18 protein-coding genes are annotated in these 17000 nt (G+C 69.4%); all 18 read right to left on the reverse strand.

Annotation, left to right across the window (positions count from 1 at the left end; all coding sequences use genetic code 11):
• Positions 1–115 precede the first annotated feature (115 nt).
• Positions 116–556, reverse strand: coding sequence for a MaoC/PaaZ C-terminal domain-containing protein (locus tag EZH22_RS12585; protein ID WP_203195937.1), 441 nt, complete (start codon positions 554–556; stop codon positions 116–118).
• Positions 557–853: 297 nt separating this feature from the next.
• Entirely contained in the window at positions 854–2395 is a 1542-nt protein-coding gene (locus tag EZH22_RS12590) for a 3-hydroxyacyl-CoA dehydrogenase (RefSeq protein WP_231711448.1), read from the reverse strand.
• 189 nt (positions 2396–2584) lie between these two features.
• Entirely contained in the window at positions 2585–3058 is a 474-nt protein-coding gene (locus EZH22_RS12595) for a PaaI family thioesterase (RefSeq protein WP_203195939.1), read from the reverse strand.
• An 11-nt stretch (positions 3059–3069) separates the two neighbouring features.
• Positions 3070–3759: a TetR/AcrR family transcriptional regulator gene (locus tag EZH22_RS12600; RefSeq protein WP_203195940.1), complete on the reverse strand. Its 690-nt coding sequence runs from the start codon at positions 3757–3759 to the stop codon at positions 3070–3072.
• Between the two features lie 2 nt (positions 3760–3761).
• Positions 3762–4637, reverse strand: a complete 876-nt coding sequence (locus tag EZH22_RS12605; RefSeq protein ID WP_203195941.1) for an SDR family NAD(P)-dependent oxidoreductase — start codon at positions 4635–4637, stop codon at positions 3762–3764.
• Positions 4638–4654: 17 nt separating this feature from the next.
• A complete protein-coding gene (locus EZH22_RS12610; RefSeq protein WP_203195942.1) occupies positions 4655–5440 on the reverse strand; it encodes an enoyl-CoA hydratase-related protein in 786 nt (261 codons plus the stop codon).
• A gap of 29 nt (positions 5441–5469) precedes the next feature.
• The gene (locus EZH22_RS12615; protein WP_203195943.1) at positions 5470–7158 is read right to left on the reverse strand and encodes a CoA-transferase; all 1689 of its coding nucleotides are present in this window, start codon (positions 7156–7158) and stop codon (positions 5470–5472) included.
• A gap of 63 nt (positions 7159–7221) precedes the next feature.
• The gene (locus EZH22_RS12620) at positions 7222–7968 is read right to left on the reverse strand and encodes an SDR family NAD(P)-dependent oxidoreductase (protein WP_203195944.1); all 747 of its coding nucleotides are present in this window, start codon (positions 7966–7968) and stop codon (positions 7222–7224) included.
• Between the two features lie 27 nt (positions 7969–7995).
• Positions 7996–8262 (reverse strand): Clp protease/crotonase-like domain-containing protein, encoded by a 267-nt coding sequence (locus tag EZH22_RS12625; protein ID WP_203195945.1) that lies wholly within the window; start codon positions 8260–8262, stop codon positions 7996–7998.
• 50 nt (positions 8263–8312) lie between these two features.
• Positions 8313–8753: an enoyl-CoA hydratase/isomerase family protein gene (locus EZH22_RS12630; protein ID WP_203195946.1), complete on the reverse strand. Its 441-nt coding sequence runs from the start codon at positions 8751–8753 to the stop codon at positions 8313–8315.
• On the reverse strand, positions 8750–10372 hold the full coding sequence (locus tag EZH22_RS12635; RefSeq protein WP_203195947.1) for an AMP-binding protein: 1623 nt from the start codon (positions 10370–10372) through the stop codon (positions 8750–8752). The genes EZH22_RS12630 and EZH22_RS12635 overlap by 4 nt, the downstream gene beginning before the upstream one ends.
• On the reverse strand, positions 10372–11151 hold the full coding sequence (locus tag EZH22_RS12640; protein WP_203195948.1) for an SDR family NAD(P)-dependent oxidoreductase: 780 nt from the start codon (positions 11149–11151) through the stop codon (positions 10372–10374). Before EZH22_RS12640 ends, EZH22_RS12635 begins: the two co-directional genes overlap by 1 nt.
• Before the next feature lie 14 nt (positions 11152–11165).
• A complete protein-coding gene (locus EZH22_RS12645; RefSeq protein WP_203195949.1) occupies positions 11166–12347 on the reverse strand; it encodes an ABC transporter substrate-binding protein in 1182 nt (393 codons plus the stop codon).
• A gap of 50 nt (positions 12348–12397) precedes the next feature.
• Complete coding sequence (locus tag EZH22_RS12650) at positions 12398–13096, reverse strand: ABC transporter ATP-binding protein (protein WP_203195950.1); 699 nt, start codon at positions 13094–13096, stop codon at positions 12398–12400.
• Entirely contained in the window at positions 13093–13794 is a 702-nt protein-coding gene (locus EZH22_RS12655; RefSeq protein ID WP_203195951.1) for an ABC transporter ATP-binding protein, read from the reverse strand. The genes EZH22_RS12650 and EZH22_RS12655 overlap by 4 nt, the downstream gene beginning before the upstream one ends.
• Entirely contained in the window at positions 13791–14807 is a 1017-nt protein-coding gene (locus tag EZH22_RS12660) for a branched-chain amino acid ABC transporter permease (protein WP_203195952.1), read from the reverse strand. Before EZH22_RS12660 ends, EZH22_RS12655 begins: the two co-directional genes overlap by 4 nt.
• Before the next feature lie 2 nt (positions 14808–14809).
• On the reverse strand, positions 14810–15658 hold the full coding sequence (locus EZH22_RS12665; protein ID WP_203195953.1) for a branched-chain amino acid ABC transporter permease: 849 nt from the start codon (positions 15656–15658) through the stop codon (positions 14810–14812).
• A gap of 148 nt (positions 15659–15806) precedes the next feature.
• On the reverse strand, positions 15807–16973 hold the full coding sequence (locus tag EZH22_RS12670) for an acyl-CoA dehydrogenase family protein (RefSeq protein ID WP_231711528.1): 1167 nt from the start codon (positions 16971–16973) through the stop codon (positions 15807–15809).
• Between the last annotated feature and the right edge of the window lie 27 nt (positions 16974–17000).

The raw sequence follows: 17000 nt of genomic DNA on the forward strand, positions 1-17000 counted from the left end.
TTTCGCGATCTTCTCGGGCCGGCTCAGGCCATGCCCATCTGGTCCGGCGCCGCGCGGCCGCGCCTCCGGGTCCGATGGTTGCGCGCCCGCCGGCAACCCGGCGGGGCGAGGCGGCTCACGCCGCCTGCCGGGGGAGCCAGGCGAGGATATGGGTGGCCACGCTCACGACGACGCCGTCCTGGTTGCGCGCCTCCACCTGCGCCATGGAGCGTCGCCGCTCAAGGTCGATGGCGACGATGCGGTAGTCGACGGTGATCGTGTCGCCGAAGAAGACCGGCGCGGTGAAGCGGATGCGGTCGTAGCCGTAGGACAGGGCGATCTCGTCGGACGTGTCACCGGTGCGCCGCGCCACGATGCCGGCCACGGTGGACATGAAGCCCACCATCAGCGCGCCGTGGGCCTGAAGCCGGCCGTACCGCGAGGCTTCCATGTAGGCCTTGTTGACATGATTGGGGGCGAAGTCGCCGGTGATGCCGGCGAACAGATAGACGTCCGTCTCCCCGACCGTCTTCGTGAACGTCGCGGTCTCGCCGACGCTGACGTGGAATGGCGTCATCTTTCCTCCCCTGTCGTCCCGCGAGGCGATGTGACCTGCGGGCGGAGCTGCTCTGTCCCCGTTCCGAAGCCTGCGGCCGTCTAAAAATATCAATAGATAGATATATTAAGTATCATGTGATTGATATGAAATCATCCCAGCGAAGACAGCGGAAACATGTTCCGCTCCCGGTGAGGACGTCCGCCCAGTCCAGGGGCGAGCGGGGCCTTCCCGAGACACACATCGTCGCCACCATCCCGGCCGCAATCCGGAGCACTGGCGCCAGGGCCTGCCCCGCAAGGCGAGGCCGGCCCTTTCTCAATCCGGATGGTGCAGCGGCAGGCCGAGCCGGGCGCGGCGCTTCAGCCACGGGCTCGGCCGGTAGCGCGGATCGCCGTAGAAATCGGACATGGCTTCGAGGATCCGCAGGATCCGCCCCGGCCCGATCTCGTCGCCCAGCCGCAGCGGGCCGCGCGGATATCCAAGGCCCAGCTCCACCGCCCGGTCGATGTCCTGCGGAACCGCGACGCGCTGCTGCGCCATGTCCGCCCCCACATTGACGATGGCGGCGTGGATCCGCTGCGCGATGAAGCCCGGGCTGTCATGGATGAGCGTGACCGCGGCACCGTCGGCAGCGAACAGCGCGTGCGCTGCTGCGCGAACCGCCGGATCGGTGGCGGGGCTTCCCATGAGCGTGCGCCGCCGGCCGAGCCCGGACGGATCGATGGCGACCACCTGGCGGGGATCGAGATTCTCCGCCAGCGCCGCCGTGCCGGCATCCTCGCCCCAGGGCGTGACGACGGCGAGCGCGGCCGCGGACGGCCGGGGCCCCTGCTCCAGCGTCGCGCCGGCGGCGGTGCCGATGGCCGCCACCGCCGCCTGGGCCTCTGCGTCCCGGCCGCTGACCCAGACCCTGAGCCCGTTCGGCCGGATGTCCGGCACCGGCGGCTCGGCCGGCTTTTGCGCCTTGCCGTCCGCATAGAGGTAGAAGCCCCGCCCGGTCTTGCGCCCGAGCAGGCCGCCGGCGCGGCGGGTCGCGGCCAGCACGGAGGGGCGATAGCGTGGCTCCTCGTAATACTGGTGGTAGATGGATTCCAGCACCGGCACGGACACGTCGAGGCCGGTCAGGTCGAGCAGCTCGAACGGGCCGAGGCGGAACCCGGCGGCCTCTGTCATCACAAGGTCCACGTCGGCGAAGCTCGCGATCCCCTCGGAGACGATGCGCAGCGCCTCGGTGAGATAGCCGCGCCCCGCATGGTTGACCACGAAGCCCGGCGTGTCGCTGGCCCGCACCGGGTGGTGGCCCATGCGGCGGGCGACCTGCGTGAGGCGGTCGAGCACCGGCGCGTCGGTGAGCACCCCGCCGATCACCTCCACCACCTTCATCAAGGGAACCGGATTGAAGAAGTGGAAGCCCGCCACCCGCCCCGGAAGGCGCGCGGCTGCGGCGAACCCGGTCACCGAAAGCGAAGAGGTGTTGGTGGCGATGATGCAGTCGTCCCGCACCGATTGCTCGAGCCCCGCCAGCACCTGTTGCTTGATGTCCATGCGCTCGGCCACCGCCTCGACCACCAGGTCGCAATGGGCGAAGGCGGCATAGCCGGCCTGCGGCCCGGCATCGGTGCCGTGGATGCGGGCGATGGCGGCCTCGGCCGCCTCGGCGCTGATCTGCCCTTTCTCCGCCTTCCGGCGGATCATGCCGGCGCAGGCCTGCTTCGCCACCTCGATCGTCTTCGGGTCGGCATCCGCGAGCCGCACCTGCATGCCGGCCTCGGCGGCGATCTGGGCGATGCCCCGCCCCATGATGCCGGCGCCGACGATGCCGAGGGTGGTGTCGCGGTGCAATTCGTTTCGAGCCATAGCGCCCTGCCATGCTTGACGGTGAAAGGTCCTGCCGCTGCCGTCCGGCAGTCCCCGAGCCATTTCCCGCGCGCTTCACGCGGAGAAAACACCGGTGGATTTACATCAATGTATTTATATACTGGAACACGCCGCCACGTCGCCTGAAAACGTGGCCGCGCGCCGCGCGACCCGGCGGAAGATGCGGATCTACGCCTGCGCCCCGACCGCCACGGTGTCCGTGCTTTCGGCGCCCGACCGACGCATCCAGCGGCCGGTGAAGGTGCCGGCGGCGACGACGGCCTCCGGATCGCCCGGCCGGGTGGTCAGCTCGATGCGGAAGATGCCGGTGAGCCCCTTACGGCTGACCTGCGTCGCCGAGGCAAGCACGGTGGACCCGCCCGGGGCGGGGCGGATGAAGGTCAGGTCCGAGCCCATGGTCAGGATCGTGCCGTCATAGAAGCCGGCCGCGCCGAAGGCCATGTCGGCAAGCGTCCACAGGGCCCCGCCATGGCAGCTGCCGTGGCCGTTCATCTGTCCGGGATCGACATCCATGGTCAGCAGCGCCCGACCCTTCTCGGCCTCGACGAGGCGGATGGGAAGGGTCGAAGAGAAGGCATTGACCTCGAACAGACGCTCGATCCGTTCCCTCAGGCTCCGCGCACCGGTATCGTGGTCGGCCATGGTGTTTCCCGTCATGCTCGCGAATTGCGTGGGCCGAGGTCGTTGCGCGCATCCCTGTCGCGCAGCTCGGCGCGGTGGAGCTGCCCCACCGGCGTCAGGACCCCGGCGAGGAGGATGTCGAGGCTGTCCACGATGTATTCCTCGAGCGTCAGCCGAGACTTGAAATACCAGCTCTTGAGCGCCCATCCATGGGCCACGAGCACGAGCTGGTAGGTCAGCACGTCCACGTTCAGCTTGCGGATGAGGCCGGCTTTCATGCAGGCGACAATGGCGTTGGCGATGATGTCGTTGGTTTCCGTCTCGCGCTGCTGGATCAGCTCCCGCCGGTCGGGGGACAGCGACTTGGTGGAGCGGTAGGCGAGAACGGTTGCTGCACGATGCCCGTCCACCACCCGGCAATAGGCCTCCACCGCCCGCATCAGGCGCTCCAGCGGATCGGTGAAATTCTCCATCGCCTTGGGAATCTCGCGCGCATAGGCCTCCACCACCTGCAGCAGGACGAGCAGCAGGACGTCCTCCTTCTCGCGCACGTAGAGGTAGACCAGCCCGGCGCTGACGCCGGCCTTCTTGGCGATGTCCTTGATCGTCGTCTTGTAGAACCCCTGCTCGGAGAAGAGCTGCGTCGCCGCGACGACGATCTGGTGGCGGCGCTTCTCGACGAGATCCGGATCCTCGACAATGGAGGTGACATCCGTCTTCATGGTTACGATCCGTCCCCTTCACGCGGGTCATGTCCGGTCCGGCGCGGGGGACCTGAATCGCCCTCCTTCGCAGGTGCCGCGGCATCGTAGCCCGAAAATGCCCCGGAGGCGTCGAACGGCCCGCCGAAGGCGGTATATCCACCGTCCACCGGCACGATCGCCCCGGTAACGTAAGAGGCCTCTTGCGAAGCGAGAAAGGCGACCACCCGGGCGATCTCCTCCGGCTGCCCCATGCGGCCGAGGGGCGTGCGCGCCGCGATCCGCCGCGCATCCAGCCGCCCGCTGGTGATCAGCCCTTCCACCAGCCGCGTGCGCACGTAGCCGGGGGCCACCGCATTCACCCGGATGCCGAACCGCGCCCATTCGCAGGCCAGAACCCGGGTCATCATGGAAATCCCGGCCTTGGCCACCGAATAGGCGGTGCGCACGGGAATGCCCAGCTCCCCCGCGATGGAGCCGAGATTGATGATGGCGCCACCCCCCTGCCTGGCCATGCCGGCGGCAACCGCTCGCGACATCAGGAAGGTGCCGTTCACGTGGATGGCGAGCGTTCGCTCGAACACGGCGAGGCTCTGGTCGAGGGTGGGCACGCCGCCGTCGCCGACGCCGGCATTGTTGACGAGGATGTCGATGCGTCCGAAGGCATCGCGCACCTCGCCGACCATGGCCTCCACATCGGCCTCGCTGGACACGTCCGCGCGCACCGACAGGTGGGCTTCGCCCAGCGTCTGCGCCGCCCGGGCGGCGGCCTCCAGGTCGAGGTCGTTGAGCGCAACGCGGGCGCCCCGCTCCGCCAGCACCCGCGCGATGGCAAGGCCGATGCCGTTGCCGGCACCGGTGACGAGCGCGACGCGGCCCGCGAGCGGAAGTGTGGTCATCGCTATGCGCCCCCTGCTCAGCGGAACCGGGAGAAATCGGGCTGGCGCTTCTCCAGGAAGGCGGTGCGCCCCTCGCTCGCCTCCTCGGAATTGACGAAGCTGGCAAGGCCGTCCGCGGCCATCTTCACCTGGCCGAAGATGTGGGCGCTGTCGGCGTTGAAGGCATGCTTGAGGAATTTCAGCGCGGTCGGGCTCAGGGCAACCGCCTGCTTCGCCAGCGCGCGCGCCTCCTCCATCAGCTTGTCGGCGGGCACCACCCGGTTCACCAGCCCCCATTCGAGGGCGGTCCTGGCGTCGTACTGCTGGCAGAAAAACCAGATCTCCCGCGCCCGCTTCTCGCCGACGGTGCGGGCAAGATAGGCCGAGCCCCAGCCCGCGTCGAACGAGCCGACGCGCGGTCCCGCCTGGCCGAACTTCGCGTGCTCGGCGGCGATGGTCACGTCGCAGAGCACGTGGATGACGTGGCCGCCGCCGATGGCATAGCCGTTCACGGCGCAGATCACCGGCTTGGGGATGTTGCGGATGACCATGTGCAGGTCGTCGATCTCCCACAGGCCGTTCTCCGATGCGCCGTAGGTGCCCTTCTCCTGCATCTCCTTCTGGTCGCCGCCGACGCAGAAGGCCTTGGTGCCGGCCGCGGTGAGGATCACCACCCCCGCCTCCTTGTCGGCCCAGGCGCGCTTGAAGGCGTGGATCAGCTCTTCGATGGTCCGCCCGCGGAAGCAGTTCAGGCGATCGGGCCGGTTGATGGTGATGGTGGCGATGCCTTCGCTCACTTCGTAGAGGACGTCGGTGTAGATCATCTCAGGTCTCCGGAAGGATAAGGACCGCCTCAAGCGAGGATCGTCCGGCAGGGGTCGAAGCCGCGCAGCAGCGCGAGGTCGTCGGGGGTGGGGGGAGCGAAGCGGACAAGGTCGGGCGCGCGGGCGATCTCGCGCCCGCAGCGCCGGGAGATTTCACTGAGCGTCGCCTGTTCCTCGCCGGGGGCGCAGGTCACGCCGGTGACGCGCAGGTCTCCCGTCTCGTCGCGCTCGAGCAATCCGAGATCGGTGGCCACCCCGGCATGGTGTCGGATCGGGCTGGTCACGAACGGCAGCTCCTCCACGAAGCGCCCCGCTTTCAGAGGCATGACCACGAGGCAGGCGCCGCCGCCGCTGGCGAGGTCGTTGGCGCCGCCCGATCCGACGATCAGGCGCCCGTCGGCCGAGCGGGAGGAATTGATGTTGCCCTGCCGGTCGATCTGCGCCGCGGCGAGCATGGCGAGGCAGCGCCTGGCGTTGGAGCCGGCGAGCACGCCGAGGGTCTGCGTGAAGCTTGAGTGGAACAGTGAGGATGCCGCGTTCGGGCGGTTGAAGAGGTAGGGATCGCCGGCGATGGGGCGAAACCCGATCATCCCGGTTTCCGCGATGAGGGAGACCGGAAGCTGGCGCGCGCGGCACCGCCGCTCCGCGCCCCACGCGGCAAGATGGGCAAGCCCGATACCGGCGAACAGCGTGTCCGCGGCGTTGGCGGCGACGCGCCCTTCCGCCACTGTCATGGCGAGCGCGGCGGCGCGCTCCTCGGGCGAGGCGGGCTCGTCCCAACCCTTCGGATCCGCGGCGATGGGAGAAACCGCCTCCGCCCTCAGGTCGTCGAGGCGCACGGCGCCGAGGCGGTCCAGATAGGCCGCATGGTCGGTGCCGAACACCCACTCCTCCACCCAGGCCCTGAGGGCCCCGGGATCGCGCACCAAAGCGCGCAGCATCTGCCGGAAGGCGTAGTCCTCCGCATAGGATTCGACCCCCTCGTCCTCGGACCAGAGGAACTGGCCCTGCGGATGGGCGCCGAACGGTGCGTGGACCACGTGGGCCACCAGGTGGCCCGGGATGCCGGTGCGCGGGCCGATGCCGCGCAGCGTCTCCGGCGACACCACGCGCTCCGCCGTCACCACCACCTGGCGCGCGGCGTAGACACCCCAGCTCTCCTCGGCATCGGGCGCGTGGAGGATGGTGTTGCCCAGGGTATCCGCCACCGGCGCATGCAGGAAGGTCACGTCCGGGCGCAACGGCGCGATGACGCTCGCCGGCGCGCCGGTGAAGGGGTCCGTGATGCGGGCACGCTGGCGCCCGTTCCAAAGGCCGGAGCCGAACAGGCTGTTGGTGGGCACGAACGGCCACCCCATTGCCCCGGCCATCAGGCGCAGCGTCATGGTGAGGTTGGTCCAGTCCGGGTCGTTGCCGGCGCAGGCATCGATCTCCGCCTGGAGCTGCCGCGACGGCGCGGGCGCCGGATAGGTTCCCCCGGCGAAAGCCGATTCCAGCCGCTCCACCGCGCCTGCCGCCACCAGGATCGAGGCATATTCCAGGAGGCCCGTGCCGGCGAGCGTCAGGCATCGGCGGTCGCGGAACTGCCGCGCCACCTCGAAGGCCGCGGCGTGGGAGCGGTTGTGGGTGAAGGCGAAGAGCAGGGTCGCGCCGGGAGTGACCGTGGCGCGCACTGCATCCCCGAGGGTGGCGACCTTGCTCGTGGTTTCCCGGCTCATGATGTCCCGTCGTTGGAAAGATCCGCGGAAACGGCGCTCTCGCGGGAGGCGCCGTGTGCCCCCTCAGCCCACCATGGTCAGGCCGCCGCTCACGCTCAGCACCTGGCCGGTGATGAAGCTGGAGCGGTCGGAGGCGAAATAGAGCACCGCGTCGGCGATCTCGGAGGGCTGGGCCACCCGCTTCATGGGAATGGCGTTGGTGAGCGCCTCGCGCATCTTGTCCGACTGGGAGGCGAACAGGGGCGTGTCGGTGGGGCCGGGGCAGATGCAGTTCACCCGGACCTGCTTGCGCACCACCTCGCGGGCGAGCGACTTGGTGAAGGCGATGATCCCGCCCTTGGCGCCGGCATAGACCGTCTCGCCATAGGAGCCGACCCGCCCGGCATCGCTCGCCACGTTGACGATGCGCCCGGAGCCGGAGGCGAACAACAGCGGCAGCAGCGCCCGCGTCACCTGCACCGGCCCCATGAAGTTGAGCGCGACGATCTTCTCCCAGTATTCGGGGGAGTTCTCCATGAACGGCTGGATGATGTCCCAGCCGGCGGCATTGACCAGCACGTCGAGCCGGCCGAACTCCGCCTCGATGCGGGCGGCGAGGGCCGCGGCGGAGGCCCGGTCGGTCACGTCGAGGGGCAGAAAGCGAACATCTCCGGTCGCCTGGACCGCTCCGGCCGCCGCCTCGCCCGCCGGCACGTTGACGTCGGTCAGCGCCACCCGTGCCCCGGCCTCGGCGAAGGCGCGCGCGCAGGCATGGCCGATGCCCGAGGCGGCGCCGGTGACGACAACGATCTTGTCCTTGAAATTCATCATGATCTCCATCGAATGAAACAGGCGGCGTCAGGACGCCTTGCGGGCGAAGAAGCGCTCGACCCGCTCGCGGGCCTCCCGGGTGGGCATGATCTGCGCCGGCTTTTCGATCTCACGGGCGAAACCGTCGGCCCGCGGATCGGACCAGGCGGCGATGCAGTCCTTGGAAGCGGCGAGGGCCTGGCGCGACAGGCCGGAAATCCGCCCCGCGATCTCCGCCACGCGCGCGTCGAGTTCCCCGGCCTCCGCCGTCCATTGGGTGATGCCGAGCCGCGCCGCCTCCGTGCCCTCCACCACCTCCCCGCCAAGGATCAGCCGCGAGGCGACGCCAGGCCCACACAGCCGGGTCAGGCGCTGGGTCCCCCCGCGCCGGGGATCATGCCGACCCGCGCCTCGGGCAGGCCGAGCTTTGCCCGCGTGGTGGCGATCCTGAGGTCGCAGGCCAGCGCCAGCTCAAGCCCGCCGCCCAAGGCCGGCCCGTCGATCACCGCGAGCGTGACGGCGGGCAGCGCCTCCAGACGGTTGAAGACGGCATGGAGCGTGCGCACATAGGCAACCATCCGCCCGGTCCCGTCGGCGCCGTCGAAGAAGCTGCGGATGAGGGCGAGATCGGCTCCGGCACAGAAGCATTTCTGGTTTGAGCGGATCACCACCAGCGTCGGCTGCATGGCCTCCACCGTGTCGAGGGCGGCCTCCAGGGCGTCCACGAAGGCGGGGTCGATGGCGTTGACCGGGGGACGGCTCAGGGTGAGGGTCGCGACCGCGCCCTCCCGCTCCGTGCGGATCATGGCTGGCTCCTGTCGGGGGTTTCGGCGAGCGCCTTGCGGATGAGGAACTTCTGGATCTTGCCGCTGGCGTTGGACGGCAGGCTGGGCCACACCTCCAGGCGTTCCGGCAGCTTGAAGCGCGCCACGCCCTTGGCGGCGAGGAAGTCGGTCAATTCGGGCAAAGTGAGGCTGCGGCCGGGATGGGGCACCACCACCGCGCATCCAATCTCGCCGAGGCGCTCGTGCGGCATTCCCACCACCACCACCTGGCGCACGGCGGGATGGGCGCACAGATAGTCCTCCACCTCTCGCACCGAGATGTTCTGTCCGCCGCGGACGATGATGTCCTTGATACGCCCGACCACGCGCAGCGATCCGTCGCTTTCGCGGCGCGCGAGGTCGCCCGAGTGGTACCAACCGTCGGGGTCGAGGTCGCGAGCGGTCAGTTCCGGCTCGCCGAGATAGCCGAGGAAGGTGTTCGGTCCGCGCGACCACTCCTCGCCCACCTCGCCGTCGGCAAGGTCCCGCCCGTCCGGCGAGACGATCCGGACCTCGATGTTGCCGACCGGCCGCCCGTCGGTGGTCCAGGCCTTGTCCGCCGGGTCCTGCGGATGCACCACCGTGTGGGGCGGGCTTTCGGTGGAGCCGTAGACCGACATGACACGCACGCCGGCTGCAACCGCCCGCTGCGCCGCCGGAACCGGCACGGGGGCGCCCCCGCACAGGAAGTAGCGCAGGTTCGGAAGGCTGCTCCCGGTCTTCTCCAGGGCGGCGACGATGTCGACGAGGAACGGTGTCGCGCCCATGGTCCAGGTGCAGCGGTGCTCGGCGAGCTGGCGCATCGCCGCGTGCCCCTCGAACACGTCGAGCAGCGACAGGGAGCCGCCCAGCATCAGCGTCATCACCACGCCGTGCATGAAGCCGGTGGTGTGGGAGATGGGCGAGGCCATGAAGGCGACGTCGCGGGCATCGAGCCGCAGCGCATCGGCCAGCGCCTGCTCGCCGAAGCGGATCGTGTTGTGGGTGTGGACCGCGCCTTTCGCCCGGGATTCCGTTCCGGACGTGAACAGCACCGCCACCGGGTCGTCGGCATCGAGGGCCGGTGGCGCCGCCAGCGGCGAGTGGGTCAGCGCCTCGGCCCGGGAGTGGCCGATGGTGGCCTCCCCCTCGCCCATCCGCACGATGGTGCGGCCGGCGAGCAGGGCCGGATCCACGGCGGCGAGCAGCGCGGTGAAATCGGTGCTGCGGAAGCGGCCAGGGACGAACAGGGCCCGGCTGTCACACTTGGCGAGCACGAAGGACAATTCCGCCCGTCCGTAGGTTACCGGGATCGGGTTGACCACTGCCCCGAGCCTCATGACGGCGACGAAGACCACCACCGTCTCGCACCAGTTGGGCAGGCAGACTGTGACCACGTCCCCCCGGCCGACGCCGCTGGCCGCGAGGAAGCCGGCGACGCGCTGCGAACGGGCATCGAGGTCGGCATAAGTGAGGCTGGTGCCCGATGCATCACGCACCGCCACCTTGTCCGGGGCCGCCCGCACGCTCGCGGCGATGAGGTCGGGCAGGGTGTCGTCCCGCCACTGTCCGCTCGCGCGGTAGGCGGCGGCGCGTTCGGGGTTGGGGAGGGGAAAGCCCATCACGCCGCCCCCGCCTTGGGCCGTCCGGCGAGGTGGGCCTGGATGGAGCCGAGAAACCCGCCGTCGACGACGATGTTCTGTCCGGTGATGTAGCGCGCCGCCGGCGAGATCAGGAACGCGACCACGCCGGCCAGGTCCGCGGCCGCGTCGCCGATCCGGCGCAGTGGCACCAGCGCCTCGCGCGCCGCCCGCCGGGATGGGTCGGCGTAGATGGCGGCGGTCATGTCGCTGAGGAACAGACCCGGCGACACTGCATTGGCGCGCGCGCCGCTGGCGGCCCATTCCTGGGCCAGGGTCTGCACCAGCATGAGCAGCGCCGCCTTGCTGGGGCTGTAGGCGCCGCCGCCGGGATAGGGCTGCACACCGGAGGTGGAGGCGACGGCGACGAATGCGCCGTCGGTCGCGGCCAGATGGGGATGGGCGGCGCGGGCCAGAAGCCACGCGCCGCGCACGTTCACGGCGAAGGTGCGATCCCAGGCCTCCTCGTCGATCTCGGCGAGGGAGCCCGCCAGCATGATGCCGGCATTGGAGACCACCGCGTCCAGGCCGCCGAACGCGGCGACGGTCTGTGAAACGAGGGCGGCGGGGACGGTGCTGTCGCCGAGGTCGCCGACCAGGGCTTCGGCATGCGCCCCCCGTGCCCGGCACGCTGTGACCGCCTCGTCGTGCTCGCGGGAGGCCTTTGTGGCGCACAAGCCGATGGCGACCCCCGGCCCCGCGAGACGTTCCGCCATGGCGCGGCCGATGCCGCGGCTCGCTCCGGTGAGGAGGATGCGCATGGAAGCCCCCTCGCTCACAGCTTGCAGGCCGGGCTGGGCGGCGGGGTCGCCGTGGCGGCGTCGAAGGTGAGGAGGGTCTTGATGGCGACCTTCCCGTCCGTCTCGGAGACACGGCCGATATAGTTGGGCAGCTCCATCTGGTGGTCGGCGGCGCGCATGGTCACGTCGCCGAACACGGTGGAGACGGTGAGGCCTTCGAGCGCCTTGGCGACCTCCAGCGGAGCGACGCTCTTCGCCTTGGTCACGGCGGAGAAGATGGCCTGCATGCCGGCATACGCCTCTCCCTCGTAGTCGGTGGGGTCGGTCTGGAACTTGGCGCGCCAGGCGGCGACGAAGTCCGCGTTCACCGGCGTCGGGATGTCTGGCGCGTAGCCGAGGTTGCCCCAGATGCCGATGGCGTCCTTGCCCACCGCCTTGATGGAGGAGGGGGTGACGAAGTTGTGGCCGAACATTACCACTTTGTCGGTGAGGCCGAACTGCTTGGCCTGCTTGGCGAAATTGATCGCGTCGGAGCCGGCGAGCGCGACCCACAGCCCCTGCGCCCCGCTGTCGCGCAGCTGGGTGATGTAGGGGGCGTAGTCGGTGGTGCCGAGCGGCGGGAAGAGTTCGAGCTTGACGGTGCGCCCGAGCCGCTCGGCGGTGGTCTTGAAGGCGGAGCCGGAGCCACGTCCCCACAGATAGTCGGCCGCGATGATGGCCCAGGTCTGCTCCTTCTGGTCCTTCAGCCAGGGAGCGACGATGGCGAAGTCCATGTCGTCGGAATGGTTGGCGCGGAACATGCGCCGGGAGCAGGAATCGCCGGTGATCTTTGGGCTCTTGTTCACCACCGAGACATAGATGGCATCCCAGCGGTTGAGCTGTGTGGACAGCGCCAGGCCGACGGCGGAGGAGATGGTGCCGATGAGGATCCGGTATCCCTCCAGGCTCAGCTTCTCGCCCGCCCTGCGGCCGGCATCGGGGTTGCCCTCGTCGTCGGCGACGCGCACCTCCACCTTGTGCCCGTCGACACCGCCGGCGGCGTTCGCCCGCTCCGCCGCGAACTCGATGGCCCGCACCACCTGGTCGCCCAGCACCGCGAGGGCGCCGGTGCGCGAGGTGGGCACGCCGATGCGCAGCGGATCAGGCGCGGCCTGTGCCGGCGCGGCCCCGGCCGCGAGGGCCAGCAAGATGGCCAACGACTTGGAAACTCCCTTCATGACGCTTCTCCCTTTTCATTTCCGGCTTCTTTGTTCTTCACTCTTTTTCTTCAGCGCATGATGCTGGCCTGAAGGGTCTTCTGATCTACGTCCTTCATCACCCCCGTGGCTGACACGGCCCCCTTCGAGATCACGTAGAACCGCTCCGACAGGTCACGAACGAGGCGCAGGTGCTGCTCGATCAGGAGGATGGCGACACCGGTGCCGGCGAGATCGCGCAGCACGCCAGCGAGCTCGTCGACGATGACGGGCGCCAGCCCCTCGCTCGGCTCGTCGAGGATGAGCAGGTCGGGATTGGCCATGAGCGCCCGGCCGACGGCGAGCATCTGCTGCTGGCCGCCGCTTAGCGCGGTGCCCGGCGTATGCCGGCGCTCCCGCAGCACCGGGAACAGGGCGTAGACGGCATCGAGATCCCAGCGCCCCGGCCGGCGCAGGGCGGCGCCGAGCTTCAGGTTCTCCTCGATGGAGAGGTTCGGCAGGATCTTGCGGCCCTGGGGCACGACGGCGATGCCATGCATCGCCGCCGTATGGCCCGCGACCCGGGGCAGCGCGGCGCCGCGCATCCGGATCGCGCCGCCGCGCATGGTGGCGAGCGCCAGAAGGGTATTGACGATGGTGGTCTTGCCCACCCCGTTGCGGCCGAGCACGGCGACGCGCTCGCCCTCATCCACCTTCAGGCTCACGCCGTGCAGGATGTGGGCGGCGCCGTAATAGGCGTTGACCGCATCGAACTCCAGCAGGGCCGTCATGCGGCGCTCCCGAAATAGGCGCCGATCACCGCGGGGTCGCTGCGCACCTCGTCCGGAGGCCCGGCAACCAGCCAGCGCCCGGATGCGAGCACGGTGAGGACGTGGCAGACGCGGAACACCACGTCCATATCATGTTCCACCAGCAGCACCGCCACCTTCCATCGCGCAGCCACCTCCTCGAGATGGGCGGCGAGCGTCTGCGACTCCGCCACCGACAGGCCGGCGGCGGGCTCGTCGAGGAGGAGCACCCGCGGGTTGCCCACCAGTGCCAGGGCGAGGTCCACCAGCCGCTGCTGCCCGTAGCTCACCTCCTCGGCGCGGGCGTCGAGCACGTCCGCGAGGCCGAGCATGTCGGTCAGCTCGCCCGTATGCCCGCCCCCGGCGCCGTGGGCGGCGATATCGAGCTGTTCGCGGATGGTCAGCGCGGGAAAGATGGAGGTGCGCTGGAACGAGCGCGACACGCCCATGCGGCGCCGCTCGCTGAGCGGCACGCGGGTGATGTCGCGGTCGTCGAGATAGACGTGGCCGGTGCCGGGCGTGCGGCCGGAGACCACGTCGATGAATGTGGATTTGCCAGCACCGTTCGGGCCGATGAGCCCGTGCACCCGGCCCACCTCCAGCGAGAGGCTGATGCCCTGGAGCGCGACGAGGCCGCCATACTGCTTGCCGATGTCGACGCAGCGGAACAGCGCGCTCATCGCCCCTTCCCCTTCGCGAACAGCGCCGGGACCCTCGCCAGGAGGAACTGCACCGCCCCCGAGATGCCGCTCGGCCAGGCGATGGTGACGAGGATCAGCGTGATGCCGAGCACCGCCAGCCAGTGGGTGGTGACGTCGGCGAGGCCGTCCTTGAGAAAGAAGAAGGCGAACGCCCCGGCGACGGGCCCCCACAGGGCGGAGGTCCCGCCGAGGATGGCCATGATCAGCGCCGAGCCGGAGAAGGTCCAGTGCAGGATCTCCGGCGAGACGAAGCCTTGATAGAGCGCGAACAGCACGCCGCCGAGCGCGGCGAGGCTGGCCGAGACGGCGAACACGCCGGCCTTGAGCACGCGGGTTCGATAGCCGAGGAAGCGCACCCGCTCCTCGTTCTCGCGGATGGCGACGGCGAGCCGGCCGAGTTGCGTGCGTTCCGCGATGTTCAGCGCGAAATAGACTAGCGTCAGCAGCGCGACGCCGACGACGAACATCCCGTAGGGGCTCTGCAGCACATCGGCATGGACGCCATAGAGCTGGCGGGGCATGTCGATGATCACCCCGTCGCCGCCGCCGGTCAGGGAGCGGAACTTGGTGGCCGCGACGAAGGCCGCCTGCCCCAGCGCCAGGGTCAGCATGCTGAAGGCGACGCCCTCCAGCCGGCTGATGACGAGGCCGATGAGGAAGAACACAAGGGTGACGAACATCACCACCAGTGGCAGCCCGATCTCCGGCGGCAGCGGCGCCGCTCCCGACAGGGCGTAGACGGTGCCGTAGGCCCCGAGCCCGAACGGCGCCGCGTGACCGAAGCTCACGAGCCCGGAGACGCGGATGAGCAGCCCGACGCCGAAGGCCAAGGCCGAGACGATGATCGCCTGCGCCAGCAGGCTGACGAGGATGCGCGAGCCGAAGCGCTCCACGCCGAACAGCAACGCCGCCAACGCGACGAGCACGATCAGCATCGAGAGGCGCTGGGACAGGCCGGCCACGGGCGGGCGGGCGGTCGAGATCATCGCCATGCTCAGGCCTTCTGTCCGGCGATGCCCTGGGGCCGGAAGATCAGCACCACGGACATCAGGAGGAAGGGCAGGAGCGAGGCCAGCTCGGGCGTATGAACGGTGCCGAACGCCTGCACCTGGCCGAGCAGCATGGCGCTAATGAAGGCGCCGGAGAAGCTGCCGAGTCCGCCGATCACCGACACCACGAAGGACAGGACCAGGACCTCGCTGCCCATGGCGGGATTGAGCGACAGGAACGGTGCCGCGAGGATGCCGGAAAGCCCGGCGAAGGCAGCGCCGAGGCCCACCACCATGGGGCCGATGAGGGCGGTACGCACCCCACACATGGCCGCCACCGATGGGTCTTGGCTCGCCGCGCGCACGAAAAGACCGCTGCGGGAATAGCGCAGCCATGCCGCCAGAGCCGCCGCCATGGCCGCGCTCGCCCCGACGATGAAGAGCCGGTAGACGGGGAACGGCGCGCCGCCGATCTCGACGACCCCGGACAGCAGCGCCGGCGGATCGATGGCGTAGTTCTGCGTGCCCCAGACCGAGCGCACCAGATCCTCGATTACGAGGAGGACGCCGAAGGTCGCGATCACCGTCACCAGCGGATGGCGGGTGCTCAATTGGCGGAACAGCACCACGTCGAGCAGCACGCCGATGGCGCCGAGCGCAAGGCCCGCGGCGACGACGCCGAGCGGGAAGCTGAAGCTGACGGCGACCGAATAGCCCGCATAGGCTCCGAGCATGTACAGGGCGCCGTGAGAGAAGTTCACCACCCGCCGCAGGCCGTAGATGAGCACGAGGCCGGAGGCGAGGACGAACAGCAGGCTGCCATAGACAAGGCCGTTGAGGGCGTTGATCAGCATCGCGCCCGCCCTCCTGTCGTGGGCTTCGTCCTGCTTCGTGCCGCGCCGCCGCTGGGGCAGGCGAACTCCTCTCGGATCATGGCGTTCTCCCGGCTGCTTATTATGGCTGAATAGTCATTCATTTTTGTCGCGCATGCATTCCGCGCAGTCAGAGGGTGCGGGCGACCAGCTCCCTCATGATCTCGTTGGACCCTCCATAGATCCGGTGCACGCGGGCATCGGCATAGGCGCGGGCGATGGGGTATTCCCACATGTAGCCGTAGCCGCCGTGCAGCTGCAGGCACTGGTCAAGCACCCGCCCCATGAGTTCCGTGCACCAGTATTTCGCCATCGCCGCCACAGTCCCGTCGAGGCGTTCCTCATTTACCTCTCTGAGGCAGCGATCCACGAACACCTGAGCGATCTCGATCTCCGTTTTCGCTTCGGCGAGACGGAAGCGGGTGTTCTGGAAGTCCGCGACGGGCGTGCCGAAGGCCTTGCGATTGCGCGTGTAGTCCCGCGTCCATTCCAGTGCCGCAGCCGAAGTGGCGACGGCGCCGATGGCGATCTGGAGCCGCTCCCACGCCAGTTCCCGGGACAGGAGGGGAAACCCCTTGCCCTCCTCGCCCAGGATGTTGGCGATCGGAACCCGCACATTGTCGAAGAAGAGCTCGCAGGTGTCCTGCGCCTTCATGCCGATCTTCTCGAAATTCTTGCCGCGCGACACGCCGGCCCGCTCGGCCTCCACCACGAGCAGGGTAAGGTCCTTCGATCCAGCGGCAGCTCCGGTCGTGGCAGTCCCGGCCCCTGCGTTCCCGGTCTTGGCGGCGACGAGCAGGAGATCAGCGCACTGGCCATTGGTGATGAAGGTTTTCTGGCCGTTCAGCACAAGATCGTCCCCGTCATGCACGGCGCAGGTGCGGATGGAGCGAAGATCGGAGCCGGCGCTCGGCTCGGTGAGGACGATGGCGCCGATCCGGTCGCCGCGCACCATGGCCGGCAGCCAGCGCGCCCTCTGCTCCGGCGTGCCGTAATTGAAGATATAGGGGGCGACGATGTCGGAATGGGTGGAGAAGCCCGGCCCCGACAGGCCCAGGCGCGCCTGCTCCTCGATCAGCACCGCTGAGGCGAGCCGGTCGGCGCCGGCGCCACCATATTCCTCCGGCAGGGCCACGCACAGGAGGCCTGCCTCCCCCGCCTTCTTCCAGATGGCGCGGGGAGCGACGCCGGCCTTTTCCCAGTCACGGTGATGAGGTGCCACTTCTCTTTCGAAGAACTTGCGAGCGGTCTCCCGCAGCATGTCGTGCTCAGGCGAAAACACCTCACGCGCCAGCATGGTCAAGGCAACCCTCCCATGGACCCC

This window comes from Xanthobacter dioxanivorans (assembly GCF_016807805.1).
GTDB lineage: Bacteria > Pseudomonadota > Alphaproteobacteria > Rhizobiales > Xanthobacteraceae > Xanthobacter > Xanthobacter dioxanivorans.

Bases quoted from the DNA above. Each gene is read 5' to 3' on its own strand.
- EZH22_RS12585 (WP_203195937.1), bottom strand. From the start codon at position 556: ATGACGCCATTCCACGTCAGCGTCGGCGAGACCGCGACGTTCACGAAG.
- EZH22_RS12590 (WP_231711448.1), bottom strand. From the start codon at position 2,395: ATGGCTCGAAACGAATTGCACCGCGACACCACCCTCGGCATCGTCGGC.
- EZH22_RS12595 (WP_203195939.1), bottom strand. From the start codon at position 3,058: ATGGCCGACCACGATACCGGTGCGCGGAGCCTGAGGGAACGGATCGAG.
- EZH22_RS12600 (WP_203195940.1), bottom strand. From the start codon at position 3,759: ATGAAGACGGATGTCACCTCCATTGTCGAGGATCCGGATCTCGTCGAG.
- EZH22_RS12605 (WP_203195941.1), bottom strand. From the start codon at position 4,637: ATGACCACACTTCCGCTCGCGGGCCGCGTCGCGCTCGTCACCGGTGCC.
- EZH22_RS12610 (WP_203195942.1), bottom strand. From the start codon at position 5,440: ATGATCTACACCGACGTCCTCTACGAAGTGAGCGAAGGCATCGCCACC.
- EZH22_RS12615 (WP_203195943.1), bottom strand. From the start codon at position 7,158: ATGAGCCGGGAAACCACGAGCAAGGTCGCCACCCTCGGGGATGCAGTG.
- EZH22_RS12620 (WP_203195944.1), bottom strand. From the start codon at position 7,968: ATGATGAATTTCAAGGACAAGATCGTTGTCGTCACCGGCGCCGCCTCG.
- EZH22_RS12630 (WP_203195946.1), bottom strand. From the start codon at position 8,753: ATGATCCGCACGGAGCGGGAGGGCGCGGTCGCGACCCTCACCCTGAGC.
- EZH22_RS12635 (WP_203195947.1), bottom strand. From the start codon at position 10,372: ATGGGCTTTCCCCTCCCCAACCCCGAACGCGCCGCCGCCTACCGCGCG.
- EZH22_RS12640 (WP_203195948.1), bottom strand. From the start codon at position 11,151: ATGCGCATCCTCCTCACCGGAGCGAGCCGCGGCATCGGCCGCGCCATG.
- EZH22_RS12645 (WP_203195949.1), bottom strand. From the start codon at position 12,347: ATGAAGGGAGTTTCCAAGTCGTTGGCCATCTTGCTGGCCCTCGCGGCC.
- EZH22_RS12650 (WP_203195950.1), bottom strand. From the start codon at position 13,096: ATGACGGCCCTGCTGGAGTTCGATGCGGTCAACGCCTATTACGGCGCC.
- EZH22_RS12655 (WP_203195951.1), bottom strand. From the start codon at position 13,794: ATGAGCGCGCTGTTCCGCTGCGTCGACATCGGCAAGCAGTATGGCGGC.
- EZH22_RS12660 (WP_203195952.1), bottom strand. From the start codon at position 14,807: ATGGCGATGATCTCGACCGCCCGCCCGCCCGTGGCCGGCCTGTCCCAG.
- EZH22_RS12665 (WP_203195953.1), bottom strand. From the start codon at position 15,658: ATGCTGATCAACGCCCTCAACGGCCTTGTCTATGGCAGCCTGCTGTTC.
- EZH22_RS12670 (WP_231711528.1), bottom strand. From the start codon at position 16,973: ATGCTGGCGCGTGAGGTGTTTTCGCCTGAGCACGACATGCTGCGGGAG.